This window comes from Streptomyces sp. NPDC092952, assembly GCF_044754785.1.
GTDB lineage: Bacteria > Actinomycetota > Actinomycetes > Streptomycetales > Streptomycetaceae > Streptomyces.
This window is the reverse complement of the sequence record NZ_JBIVPT010000015.1, coordinates 21,538-34,179: the sequence shown is the minus strand read 5'-3', so window position 1 is coordinate 34,179 and position 12,642 is coordinate 21,538. Positions and strand designations below refer to the sequence as shown.

The 12,642-nt window shown below is 71.6% G+C and carries 12 protein-coding genes; 11 read left to right on the top strand and 1 reads right to left on the bottom strand.

Features of this window, described 5'->3' with window-relative positions:
- The first annotated feature begins 316 nt into the window (after window positions 1-316).
- On the top strand, window positions 317-613 hold the full coding sequence (locus ACIQGQ_RS28380; RefSeq protein ID WP_003965732.1) for a DUF4193 domain-containing protein: 297 nt from the start codon (window positions 317-319) through the stop codon (window positions 611-613).
- A 12-nt stretch (window positions 614-625) separates the two neighbouring features.
- Window positions 626-1,663, top strand: a complete 1,038-nt coding sequence (locus ACIQGQ_RS28375; RefSeq protein ID WP_402400695.1) for a hypothetical protein — start codon at window positions 626-628, stop codon at window positions 1,661-1,663.
- A 17-nt stretch (window positions 1,664-1,680) separates the two neighbouring features.
- Here ACIQGQ_RS28375 and ACIQGQ_RS28370 read toward each other — a convergent pair whose 3' ends face one another.
- On the bottom strand, window positions 1,681-2,136 hold the full coding sequence (locus ACIQGQ_RS28370; RefSeq protein WP_352273230.1) for a DUF3093 domain-containing protein: 456 nt from the start codon (window positions 2,134-2,136) through the stop codon (window positions 1,681-1,683).
- Between the two features lie 58 nt (window positions 2,137-2,194).
- On the opposite strand from ACIQGQ_RS28370, the gene ACIQGQ_RS28365 reads away from it, so the two are divergent.
- From ACIQGQ_RS28365 to ACIQGQ_RS28325, 9 genes are all read left to right on the top strand, one after another.
- The gene (locus ACIQGQ_RS28365) at window positions 2,195-2,779 is read left to right on the top strand and encodes a PaaI family thioesterase (RefSeq protein ID WP_352273229.1); all 585 of its coding nucleotides are present in this window, start codon (window positions 2,195-2,197) and stop codon (window positions 2,777-2,779) included.
- Entirely contained in the window at window positions 2,779-3,312 is a 534-nt protein-coding gene (dut, locus tag ACIQGQ_RS28360) for a dUTP diphosphatase (RefSeq protein WP_366296737.1), read from the top strand. Before ACIQGQ_RS28365 ends, dut begins: the two co-directional genes overlap by 1 nt.
- 1 nt (window position 3,313) lies before the next feature.
- Window positions 3,314-4,081, top strand: coding sequence for a DUF3710 domain-containing protein (locus ACIQGQ_RS28355; protein ID WP_366296736.1), 768 nt, complete (start codon window positions 3,314-3,316; stop codon window positions 4,079-4,081).
- A 362-nt stretch (window positions 4,082-4,443) separates the two neighbouring features.
- The gene (kdpF, locus tag ACIQGQ_RS28350) at window positions 4,444-4,533 is read left to right on the top strand and encodes a K(+)-transporting ATPase subunit F (protein WP_078075662.1); all 90 of its coding nucleotides are present in this window, start codon (window positions 4,444-4,446) and stop codon (window positions 4,531-4,533) included.
- Window positions 4,534-4,540: 7 nt separating this feature from the next.
- Window positions 4,541-6,205 carry a potassium-transporting ATPase subunit KdpA gene (gene kdpA / locus ACIQGQ_RS28345; RefSeq protein WP_402400690.1) on the top strand — a complete coding sequence of 555 codons (1,665 nt, stop codon included), beginning with the start codon at window positions 4,541-4,543 and terminating at the stop codon, window positions 6,203-6,205.
- Window positions 6,202-8,328: a potassium-transporting ATPase subunit KdpB gene (gene kdpB / locus ACIQGQ_RS28340; RefSeq protein WP_402400687.1), complete on the top strand. Its 2,127-nt coding sequence runs from the start codon at window positions 6,202-6,204 to the stop codon at window positions 8,326-8,328. The genes kdpA and kdpB overlap by 4 nt, the downstream gene beginning before the upstream one ends.
- 23 nt (window positions 8,329-8,351) lie before the next feature.
- A complete protein-coding gene (locus tag ACIQGQ_RS28335) occupies window positions 8,352-9,020 on the top strand; it encodes a potassium-transporting ATPase subunit C (protein ID WP_402400684.1) in 669 nt (222 codons plus the stop codon).
- Between the two features lie 124 nt (window positions 9,021-9,144).
- A complete protein-coding gene (locus tag ACIQGQ_RS28330; RefSeq protein ID WP_402400681.1) occupies window positions 9,145-9,894 on the top strand; it encodes an ABC transporter ATP-binding protein in 750 nt (249 codons plus the stop codon).
- A gap of 165 nt (window positions 9,895-10,059) precedes the next feature.
- A complete protein-coding gene (locus tag ACIQGQ_RS28325) occupies window positions 10,060-12,603 on the top strand; it encodes an ATP-binding protein (protein WP_402400679.1) in 2,544 nt (847 codons plus the stop codon).
- Window positions 12,604-12,642: the final 39 nt, after the last annotated feature.

The window sequence follows — 12,642 nt, the reverse complement described above, 5'->3', positions numbered from 1 at the left end:
CGATCACAGGAGCGAATCTCCCGCCAGCGACGCTCCGTGATCGCCGACCCCAGGGGAAAGCCCGTAAAAGTCGGGGTTTTCGGGGTCGAGCATCACGGGAAGTACACGGGGTGGCGCCCGTGGAGCACGACGCCGGGACCGTGTACGGTCCCCTTCGCCACCCAAGCCGGCCGCTCTTGAGCGGTCCTTTTGGGTGTCGATTGAGTAACAGACCTTGATGTGAGGCAAAATCTCCGCCTCAGGTCGGGCACAAGTCCGGCCTCTCACGCGTTACGTGCGCTGAGACACCCGCAGACACCCAGAGGGGGAGAGCGACATGGCAACGGATTACGACACCCCACGCAAGACCGACGACGACGTCGATCAGGACAGCCTTGAGGAACTCAAGGCCCGTCGGAGCGACAAGACGGCCTCCGCCGTCGACGTCGACGAATTCGACGCGGCCGAAGGGCTGGAGCTGCCCGGCGCAGACCTGTCCAACGAGGAACTGGCCGTACGGGTCCTGCCCAAGCAGGCCGATGAGTTCACGTGCATGAGCTGCTTCCTCGTGCACCACAGGAGCCAGCTGGCACGGGAGAAGAACGGCCAGCCGATCTGCCGCGACTGCGACTAGGCAGGTCCGGCCGTGGCAGGCGACACGCCGTCCCGGAAGCGCCGCTTCCGGCGCAAGAGGTCGTCGGAGGCGTATCAGGGCGGTACAGGCCCGGCAGAGGGCGCGACAGCGCCCGCCGAGCGGTCCGCCCTGCCACCCTCCGCGGGTGAGCGGGACGGCGGACGGGGCCCCGGGGTCCCGCCCGAAGCGGTCGTCGCGACGGCGGCCGGGGCAGCGGCAGCGGCCGGGCAGGAAACGGCCACCACCGCGGAGGTCGACGCGGCCGACAGGGCCGAGGTCGACAGGACGGAGCCCGTGACCGGGGCAGGCCGTCTGACTTCAGTGAAACGGGGCGTACGCAAGGGCGGGGAGAGTGCCAAGGCGGCGGTAGGTCAGATCGCCGACCTGATCATCGATAACGCTCCCCGCATCCCTGTGCGTGATCTCGCCACTCTGCGCAGGCAGTTTCCCGGGCTCGGCCCGGAGGAGCTCGCCGACCGGCTCGTCGCGGGGGCGGGCAGGTCCAGCGCCACCGTCGGCGCCGGGATCGGCGCGGCGGCCATGATGCCCGTACCGCCCGCCATGCTCGCCGAGCTGGCGGCGGAGATCACCGGCGTCGCCGCGATCGAGATGAAGCTCGTCGCCGAACTGCACGAGGTCTACGGGCTGCGCCCGCCGGGCGGCCTCGGCAGGCGTTCCACCGCGTACCTCACGTCCTGGACGGAGGAGCGCGGGATCGACGTGTCGCAGCCCACGACGGTCAACGCCGCGCTGGGCGGCCAGATGAAGCGCGAGCTGCGCCAGCAGATCATGAAGCGCATGGCGCGCGATCTGCCGAGCCTGGCCCCGTTCCTGGTCGGCGCAGCCGTCGGCGCGCTGATGAACCGGCGCGACACCAGGAAGCTCGCCGAGCGGATCAGGAAGGACCTGCGCCGCCGCCAGGTGCCCTGGGACCGGCTTCCCGAGCTGCCTCCGCTGGAGCGGCAGCCCGGCCTGCGCAAGGGGCTGCTGAAGAAGCTGGAGGACCCGCCCGCCGAGCTGGAGGGGCCGCGGGACGGACCGGAGGCGTAGGCCCCGGAAGCACCCCGCTACGCGCGACCGGCCTCGATCGCCGCCGCCAGGGCCTTCGGCTCGCGCGTCGACAGGTACACGTACGGCGTCGGGTCCTGCGGGTCGGTGACCGGTACCCGGACCGCCGTCGGGATGTAGCTCCGCAGCAGCATGAACGCGCGGGTGTCCGCCTTGTACGTACGCCACGCGCGGGCCTCCTCGCCCTCCAGCACCTCGGCCTCGCCGAGCGCCGTCACCGGGATCCGGGCGTCGCCGGCCACCAGGGCGCCCGACACGACCCGGATCCTGGCCGAGCCGTAGGAGCTGACCGCGACCGCGGACAGGGCCGTGCCCCCCACCAGACCGGCCAGCAGCGGCAGGCCGCCCAGCGGCAGCAGCATCAGCGCGCAGGCGATGCCGATCAGGAGCGCGATGAACCACCAGGAACGCGGCGCGGTCAGTCGTTCGTCGAAAGGCGGGGTGGAAGGCTGCATGCGCCCAAGCTTGGCACGGCGCGACCCGCGGACAGGCGCGCGGGTAAGGTCTGCGCCTGTGAGTGGAACATCTGAGGCCCTGAAGCCCCCGGCCGACGCGGTGAAACCGGTCCGGCACCCCGAAGCCCCGGCCCCCGGGGAGCTCCTCGGCGCGCACTACGAGCACTGTTTCGGCTGCGGTGACGGACAGCGGCACGGGCTGCACCTCCAGGCGCGGGCCGGCGAGGGCGTCAGTGTCACCGCCGAGTTCACCGTGCAGGCCGCCCACCAGGGCGCCCCTGGGCTGGCGCACGGCGGCATCCTGACCACCGCGCTGGACGAGACGCTCGGCTCGCTGAACTGGCTGCTGCGGGTGATCGCGGTGACCGGACGGCTGGAGACGGACTTCGTCCGCCCGGTGCCGGTGGACACCGTGCTGCACCTGGACGCCGAGATCACCGCGGTGCACGGCCGGAAGATCTACTCCCGGGCGACCGGCCGGATCGGCGGTCCGGACGGACCGGTGGCGGTCCGGGCCGAGGCGCTCTTCATCGAGGTCAAGGTCGACCACTTCATCGAGAACGGCCGCCCCGCCGAGATCCGGGCGGCGATGGCCGACCCGGACCAGGTCCGCCGGGCCCGCGCCTTCGAGGTGAACCCCTGATGCGCCGGCCCGTCGACGTACTGATCCGCCGGGTCGACCCGGACGTGCCGATCCCGGCCTACGGGCACCCGGGCGACGCCGGGGCCGACCTGGTCACCACCGAGGCCGTCGAGCTGGCCCCGGGCGAGCGGGCGGTGCTGCCCACCGGGGTGTCGATCGCACTGCCCGACGGGTACGCCGCGTTCGTGCACCCGCGCTCCGGACTCGCCGCACGGTGCGGAGTCGCCCTGGTGAATGCCCCCGGGACGGTCGATGCCGGGTACCGTGGAGAGATCAAGGTCATCGTCATCAACCTCGACCCGCGCGAACCGGTGCGGTTCGACCGGTTCGACCGGATTGCCCAGCTGGTCGTCCAGCAGGTCGAGAAGGTGCGGTTCCACGAAGTGTCGGAGCTGCCCGGTTCGGCCCGCGGCGAAGGGGGCTTCGGGTCCACCGGAGGACATCGTTCCGGTGATGTCGATGGTGTCAGGGGCGGGATTACCCAGGGCGGGAACAGCTACGCTTCGGTCGTACCCGACCGGGAAGGACAGTGACGTGTTCGGACGTCGCAAGAAGAGTGGTTCCGCCGAGGACGTGGCGGACGAAGCGCGCGAGGCCGAGCAGGTCGTCGACGAGCTCGATGACACCGACGGTGCCGGCGCACGCCGGGTGAATCTTCCGCCGGCGCCGCGGCCGGACGGGCCGTGGGACATCTCCGAGGTCTCCCAGCCCGGCGAGGGCCGGGTCGACCTGGGCGGGATCTTCGTGCCCGGTGTCGAGGGCATGGAGCTGCGGGTCGAGGTGGCCGGTGACGCGATCGTCGCCGCCACGGTCGTGCTGAACGACAGTGCCGTCCAGCTCCAGGCGTTCGCGGCGCCGAAGAAGGAAGGCATCTGGGGCGAGGTCCGCGAGGAGATCGCCGCGGGCATCACCCAGCAGGGCGGGATCATCGACGAGGTCGAGGGCCCGCTGGGCTGGGAGCTGCGGGCCCAGGTCCCCGTACAGCTCCCGGACGGGACGAACGGCGTGCAGCTGGTGCGCTTCGTCGGCGTCGACGGGCCCCGCTGGTTCCTGCGCGGAGTGATCTCCGGCCAGGGCGCGGTCCAGCCGGAGGCCGCCGGGCTGCTGGAGACGATCTTCCGGGACACCGTGGTCGTCCGCGGCGAAGGGCCGATGGCTCCGCGTGACCCGATCGTCCTGAAGCTGCCCAACGACGCCCAGATGGTGCCCGAGGGCGTCCAGCAGGAGAGCCAGGAGAACTCGCGGTTCTCCGGTGGGATGGGCCAGCTCCAGCGCGGCCCCGAGATCACCGAGGTGCGCTGACGCGACCGCTTCCGGCCGGTGGGCCGCACCCCTTTCCGAGGGGTGCGGCCCACCGGTCTTTTCGCGTCCGGGCAAGGGCGGGAGCAGGTTTTCGGACACCGCGCGGCGGCGCGGGCGACCGCGTACGCGAGGGGGCGTGTATGGGGCGCGTATGAGGCACGTATGCGCGCCGTCAAGGGCCCGCCGATCCCCGTAAGGAAGCCATCAACGCAGGCCAGGACGGTCGTGGCGGGAGGTTTGCTCAAGAGGTCCGAGAATCCGTACCTCATCTAGGAGCACACGATGGCCGACGTGGCCTTCGTCGTCACCACGATCGCGGTCTTCGCGCTGGTGGCCCTCGTCGCCAAGGGGGTGGCGAAGCTGTGACCGCCGAGAACATAGTCGGCCTGGTCGTGGCCGTCGCCCTGCTGGGCTACCTCGTCCTCGCCCTTCTCTACCCGGAGAGGTTCTGAGCGCGATATGAGTCCCGTCCTCGCCGGTGTGCTCCAGATGCTCGCGCTCCTCGTGGCGCTGGGACTGGTGTACCGACCGCTCGGCGACTACATGGCCGGTGTCTACTCCTCGACGAAGCACCTCCGTGCCGAGAAGTGGATCTACAAGGCCATCGGCGCCCATCCGAACACCGGGATGCGCTGGCCCGCCTATCTCCGCGCGGTGCTCGCCTTCTCCGTGGTGGGTGTCCTCTTCCTCTACCTGCTCCAGCGGCTCCAGGGCGCCCTGCCCGGCTCGCTCGGCTTCTCCTCGATCGACCCCGACCAGGCGTTCAACACCGCGGCGTCCTTCGTGGCCAACACCAACTGGCAGTCGTACTACGGCGAACAGGCCATGGGCCACGTCGTGCAGACCGGCGGCCTCGCGGTGCAGAACTTCGTCTCGGCCGCCGTCGGCATGGCCGTCGCGGTGGCCCTGGTCCGCGGCTTCGCCAGGTCCCGCACCGGTGAGCTCGGCAACTTCTGGGCCGACCTGGTGCGCGGCACCGTCCGCATCCTGCTGCCGATCGCCGCCGTCGGTGCGGTGGTGCTGGTGGCCTGCGGGGCGATCCAGAACTTCGCCGGCATCCACGAGGTCGGTCAGTTCATGGGCGGCTCGCAGCAGTGGAACGGCGGCGCCGTCGCCTCCCAGGAGGCCATCAAGGAGCTGGGCACCAACGGCGGCGGCTACTTCAACGCCAACTCGGCCCACCCCTTCGAGAACCCCAACGGGCTGTCCAACCTGTTCGAGATCTTCCTGATCCTGGTCATCCCGTTCGCGCTGACGCGGACCTTCGGCCGGATGGTCGGCTCGCTCAAGCAGGGGTACGCGCTCCTCGCCGCGATGGGCGTCATCTGGATCGGCGCCACCGCGCTGATGATGTGGACCGAGTTCGCCCACCACGGGCCCGCGTACCAGATCGCGGGCGGGGCGATGGAGGGCAAGGAGACCCGGTTCGGGATCGCCGGATCGTCGCTCTTCGCGGTCGCCACCACCCTCACCTCCACCGGCGCGGTGAACTCCTTCCACGACTCGTACACCGGCTTCGGCGGCGGGATCACGATGCTGGACATGCAGCTCGGCGAGATCGCGCCCGGCGGTGTCGGCTCCGGCCTCTACGGCATCCTCGTCATGGCGATCATCGCCGTGTTCATCGCCGGGCTGATGGTCGGACGCACGCCCGAGTACCTCGGCAAGAAGATCGGCACCCGCGAGATCAAGCTCGCGGCCTGCTACATCCTGATCACCCCGGCGCTGGTGCTCTGCTTCACCGCCCTGGCGATGGCCCTGCCCACCCCGCCGCACTCGATGACCAACACCGGCGCGCACGGATTCTCCGAGATCCTCTACGCCTACACCTCGGGCGCGAACAACAACGGTTCGGCGTTCGCCGGGCTCAACGCCGACACCCAGTGGTTCAACACCACGATCGGTCTGGCGATGCTGCTCGGCCGGTTCCTGCCGATGGTGTTCATCCTCGCCCTGGCCGGCTCGCTCGCCGAGCAGAAGCCCGTACCGGCCACCGCGGGCACGCTGGCCACGCACAAGCCGCTCTTCAGCGGACTGCTGGTCGGCACGATCCTGATCATCACCGGGCTGACCTTCTTCCCGGCCCTGGCCCTGGGCCCGCTGGCCGAAGGACTGGCGTCATGACCACTCGTACCGAGCAAGAGGACTCGATGTCCACTGTCACCCCCACCCGGGCACCGCACCAGGACGCGCCCACCGGCCACCAGGGCGAAGGACGCGTCGGCAGCGGCCTGTTCGACCCCAAGCAGCTGATCCGCTCCTTCCCCGACGCCGTCCGCAAGCTCGACCCCCGGTCGATGGTCAGGTCCCCGGTGATGTTCGTGGTGCTGATCGGCTCGGTCCTCACGACCGTGCTGGCCTGCCTGCACCCGGGGGAGTGGTTCGGCTGGGCGATCGCTGCCTGGCTCTGGCTGACCACGATCTTCGCCAACCTGGCCGAGGCGGTCGCCGAGGGACGCGGCAAGGCCCAGGCCGACACGCTGCGCCGGGCCAAGACCGACACCGTCGCACGGCGGCTGTCCGGCCGCGACGAGGAGCACGTACCCGGCACCGAACTGCGCGTCGGCGACCTGGTGGTCTGCGAGGCGGGCGACATCATCCCCGGCGACGGGGACGTCGTCGAGGGCGTCGCCAGCGTCGACGAGTCGGCGATCACCGGCGAGTCCGCCCCGGTCATCCGGGAGTCCGGCGGCGACCGCAGCGCCGTCACCGGCGGTACGAAGGTGCTCTCCGACCGGATCGTCGTCAAGATCACCACCAGGCCGGGCGAGACCTTCATCGACCGGATGATCGCCCTGGTCGAGGGCGCCGCCCGGCAGAAGACGCCCAACGAGATCGCGCTGAACATCCTGCTCGCCTCGCTCACTATCGTCTTCCTGCTCGCCGTCGTCACCCTCCAGCCCTTCGCGCTCTACGCCGGGCAGGGGCAGTCGATGATCGTGCTGACCGCGCTGCTGGTCTGCCTCATCCCGACGACCATCGGGGCGCTGCTCTCCGCCATCGGCATCGCCGGGATGGACCGCCTGGTCCAGCGCAATGTGCTCGCGATGTCGGGGCGGGCGGTCGAGGCCGCCGGGGACGTGTCGACCCTGCTGCTCGACAAGACCGGCACCATCACGCTCGGCAACCGGCAGGCCGCCGCGTTCGTCCCGGTGAAGGGCACCACCGAGGCCGAGCTGGCGGACGCCGCCCAGCTCTCCTCGCTGGCCGACGAGACGCCCGAGGGCCGCTCGGTCGTCGTCCTCGCCAAGGAGAGGTACCGGCTGCGCGAGCGCCACCAGGGCGAACTGGCCGGCGCGGAGTGGGTGGCCTTCACCGCGCAGACCCGGATGTCCGGCGTCGACGTGGACGGACGGAAGATCCGCAAGGGCGCCGCCGGATCGGTGACCGCCTGGGTGAAGGAGCGCGGCGGCACCGTCCCGCAGGACGTGGCGGCGCTCACCGACACCATCGCCCAGGCCGGCGGCACCCCGCTGCTGGTCGCCCTGGAGGACGGGCGCGGCGCCCGGGTCCTCGGCGTCATCCACCTCAAGGATGTCGTCAAGGAGGGCATGCGGGAGCGGTTCGACGAGCTGCGCCGGATGGGCATCCGCACGGTCATGATCACCGGCGACAACCCGCTGACCGCGAAGGCCATCGCCGAGGAGGCGGGCGTCGACGACTTCCTCGCCGAGGCCACCCCCGAGGACAAGATGGCCCTCATCAAGCGGGAGCAGGCGGGCGGCAAGCTCGTCGCGATGACCGGCGACGGCACCAACGACGCCCCGGCGCTCGCCCAGGCCGACGTCGGCGTGGCCATGAACACCGGCACCTCGGCCGCCAAGGAGGCCGGGAACATGGTGGACCTGGACTCCAACCCCACCAAGCTGATCGAGATCGTCGAGATCGGCAAGCAGCTGCTCATCACCCGGGGCGCGCTGACGACGTTCTCGATCGCCAACGACGTCGCGAAGTACTTCGCGATCATCCCGGCCATGTTCGCCACGGTCTACCCGGGCCTGGCGAAGCTGAACATCATGCAGCTGTCCTCGCCGCAGTCCGCGATCCTGTCGGCGGTCGTCTTCAACGCGCTGATCATCGTCGCCCTGGTGCCGCTCGCCCTGAAGGGCGTGCGCTACCGGCCCAGCAGCGCCGACTCGATGCTCCGGCGGAACCTCGGGCTGTACGGGCTCGGCGGCCTGATCGCCCCGTTCATCGGCATCAAGATCATCGACATGATCATCTCCCTCGTCCCCGGTCTGCACTGACACCAGGAAACGGCTGACCCGCCATGAACAACTCCGTAGCGAACACCACCCGGCTGCTCTGGGCCGGGCTGCGCGCCCTGCTCGTCCTCACCGTCGTCTGCGGCGTGCTGTACCCGCTGGCCGTCACCGGGGTGGCCCAGGGGATCCTCCCCGGCCGGGCCAACGGCTCCGAGATCACCGAGAACGGCCGTGTCGTCGGCTCCGAACTCATCGGCCAGCGCTACGACCTGCCGCTGAAGAAGGGGCAGCAGACGCCCGCCCCGGACCTCAAGTGGTTCCAGCCCCGCCCCTCCAACGGACTGGGCACCAACACCGTCAACACCCAGTACAAGCTGATCCTCTCCGGCGCCACCAACCGCTCCGCCGACAACAAGGAGCTGATCGACTGGGTCACCGCCGCCAAGGCCGCCGTGGTCAAGGACAACTCCGTCCCCGGCCACCCGGTGAAGCCCTCGCAGGTGCCGCCCGACGCGGTCACCTCCTCCGGCTCCGGCCTCGACCCGGCCATCTCCCCGGCGTACGCACAGCTCCAGGTCCGCCGGGTCGCCGAGCGCAACCACCTGCCCGTCGACCGGGTGGAGAAGCTCGTCGCCCAGCACACCGACGGCCGGATCCTCGGCTTCGTCGGCGAGCCCACGGTCAACGTCCTCCAGCTGAACATCGGGCTGAGGCAGCTGACCGGCCGGAGCTGACGGCCCCGCCCCGAGCCCCGCGCACCGCGCTCCCCCGCGGTACGCGGGGCTCGGCCGTTGTCCCAGCCCGGGCGCATTACCCATACTGTCGGTCCACGGGATCGATCACGTACGGGGGAGAGACATGACCGAGAGCACCGGCCGGGCGGGCACCGAGGGCCAGGGCGGCACCGCGGTCGCCGGGGGACCGGCCGACGGCCCGATGGTGCGGGTCGAGGACCTGCGCCGCTCGTACGGCTCCGGGCCGGGCGCGGTGCACGCGCTGCGCGGGGTCTCCTTCGAGGTGCCGCGCGGCGAGCTGGTGGCGCTCAAGGGGCGCTCCGGCTCGGGCAAGACCACCCTCCTCAACCTCCTCGGCGGGCTCGACACCGCCGACGCCGGCCGGATCACCGTCGACGGCACGGACCTCTCCGGGCTGGGCGAGGACGGGCTCCTGGAGCTGCGCCGGGAACGGGTCGGCTTCATCTTCCAGTCGTTCGGCCTGATCCCGATCCTGACGGCGGCGGAGAACGTCGGCGTACCCCTGCGGCTGCGCAGGGCGGACCCGCGCGAACGCGAGGAGCGGGTGGCGCTGCTGCTCTCCCTGGTGGGCCTCGCCGACCACGCCGCCCAGCGCCCCGGAGAGCTCTCCGGGGGCCAGCAGCAGCGCGTCGCCATCGCCCGCGCCCTGGCCAACCGGCCCGCCCTGCTGATCGCCGACGAGCCGACCGGCCAGCTCGACGCGGAGACCGGGCTCGCGGTGATGGAGCTGCTGCGTGCGGTGGTGCGCAGCGAGAACGTCACCGCGCTGGTGGCCACGCACGACAGCCAGCTGCTCGGGCTGGCGGACCGGGTCCTGGAGCTGCGCGACGGGAACATCGTCGACCACGGGTGACCCCCGGCGGCCCGGCCGGCACCCCGGCGCGCCGCCCGGGGCGTCAGAATCCTGTCAATTCGGTCCCTCCACCCCGCCCTCGTCCGCCCCGCCCCCGATCCGCGGGGTAGCTTCGAACCGGCCGCCGCATCGGACGCGGCCGGTTCAAGAGAAGACAATGGGGCCATGGCACGCGGCAAGCTTCGGATCTACCTGGGGGCGGCACCCGGCGTCGGCAAGACGTACGCGATGCTCTCCGAGGCCCATCGGCGGGTGGAGCGGGGCACCGACTGCGTCGTCGCCTTCGTCGAGCACCACGACCGGCCCCGCACCGAGGTCATGCTGCACGGCCTGGAGCAGATCCGGCGCAGCGAGATCGAGTACCGCTCGGCGGTCTTCACCGAGATGGACGTCGACGCCGTGCTGGAGCGCGCCCCCGCCGTCGCCCTGGTGGACGAGCTGGCCCACACCAACGTGCCGGGCTCCCGCAACGCCAAGCGCTGGCAGGACGTGGAGGAGCTGCTCCAGGCCGGCATCGACGTGATCTCCACCGTCAACATCCAGCACCTGGAGTCCCTCGGCGACGTCGTCGAGTCCATAACCGGCGTCCGGCAGCGCGAGACCGTCCCCGACGAGGTCGTCCGCCGGGCCGACCAGATCGAACTGGTCGACATGTCGCCCCAGGCGCTGCGCCGCCGGATGGCCCACGGCAACATCTACAAGCCGGACCGGATCGACGCCTCGCTCTCCAACTACTTCCGCCCCGGCAACCTGACCGCCCTGCGCGAGCTGGCCCTCCTCTGGGTGGCCGACCGGGTCGACGAGTACCTCCAGCAGTACCGCGGCGAGCACAACATCCGCACCACCTGGCAGGCCCGCGAACGCATCGTCGTCGGCCTCACCGGCGGCCCCGAGGGCCGTACGCTCATCCGCCGCGCGGCCCGGATGGCGGCCAAGGGCTCGGGCAGCGAGATCCTCGCCGTCTACATCGCCCGCAGCGACGGCCTGACGTCCGCCTCGCCCAAGGAGCTGACCGTCCAGCGCACCCTGGTCGAGGACCTCGGCGGCACGTTCCACCACGTCATCGGCGACGACATACCCTCCGCGCTCCTGGAGTTCGCCCGTGGCGTGAACGCCACCCAGATCGTCCTCGGCTCCAGCCGCCGCAAGGCCTGGCAGTACATCTACGGGCCCGGCGTGGGCGCCACCGTCGCCCGGGAGTCCGGCCCCGACCTCGACGTCCACATCGTCACCCACGAGGAGGTCGCCAAGGGACGCGGCCTGCCCATCGCGCGCGGCGCCCGGCTCGGCCGGGCCCGGATCATCTGGGGCTGGGTGGTCGGCGTCGGCGGCCCGGCCCTGCTCACCCTGCTCCTCGCCTGCGTGGACAGCGGCCCCGGGCTCGCCAACGACGTCCTGCTCTTCCTCTTCCTGACGGTGGCGGCCGCGCTGCTCGGCGGGCTGCTGCCCGCCCTGGCGTCGGCCGCGGTCGGCTCGATGCTGCTGAACTACTGGTTCACCCCGCCCACCCACACCCTGACCGTGCAGGACCCGGAGAACTTCGTCGCCATCGTGATCTTCTTCGCGGTGGCGGTCTCGGTCGCCTCGGTGGTCGACCTGGCGGCCCGCCGCACCCATCAGGCGGCCCGGCTGCGCGCCGAGTCGGAGATCCTCTCGTTCCTGGCCGGCAGCGTGCTGCGCGGGGAGACGACGCTGGACGCGCTCCTGGACCGGGTCCGCGAGACCTTCGGCATGGAGTCCGTCGCCCTGCTGGAGCGGAGCAGCGACGTGGACCCGTGGACCTGCGCGGGCAGTGTCGGCCCGGCGCCGGTGGCCCGGCCGGAGGACGCCGACGTGGACATGCCGGTCGGCGACCACATGGCGCTGGCTCTCTCGGGCCGGGTGCTGCCCGCCGAGGACCGCCGGGTGCTGGGCGCCTTCGCCGCGCAGGCCGCCGTCGTACTGGACCGCCAGCGCCTGGTCGGCGAGGCGGAGGAGGCCCGACGCCTCGCCGAGGGCAACCGGATCAGGACCGCGCTCCTCGCCGCCGTCAGCCACGACCTGCGTACCCCGCTCGCCGCGATCAAGGCCGCCGTGAGCTCCCTGCGCTCCGACGACGTCGCCTGGTCCGAGGAGGACCAGGCCGAGCTGCTGGAGGGCATCGAGAACGGCGCCGACCGCCTCGACCACCTCGTCGGCAACCTCCTCGACATGTCCCGGCTCCAGACCGGCACGGTCACCCCGCTGATCCGCGAGATCGACCTCGACGAGGTGGTCCCGATGGCGCTCGGCGGCGTCCCGGAGGACAGCGTCGACCTGGACATCCCCGAGACCCTGCCGATGGTCGCGGTCGACCCCGGTCTGCTGGAGCGGGCCGTCGCCAACATCGTCGAGAACGCCGTGAAGTACAGCCGCCACGCCGAGCGCGTCACCGTCGCCGCCAGCGCGCTCGGCGAACGCGTCGAGCTGCGGGTGGCCGACCGCGGCCCCGGCGTGCCCGACGAGGCCAAGGAACGCATCTTCGAGCCCTTCCAGCGCTACGGGGACGCCCCGCGCGGCGCGGGCGTCGGGCTGGGGCTCGCGGTGGCCCGCGGCTTCGTCGAGTCCATGGGCGGCACGCTGGACGCCGAGGACACCCCCGGCGGCGGCCTCACCATGGTGCTGACCCTCAGGGCGGCGCCGGGATACGTTCCGGTCGGGCCCGACCTGCCCGAACAGGTCGTCTCATGACCGCCCGGGCCGTCCCGTGACCGCGCGGGTCACCTCACC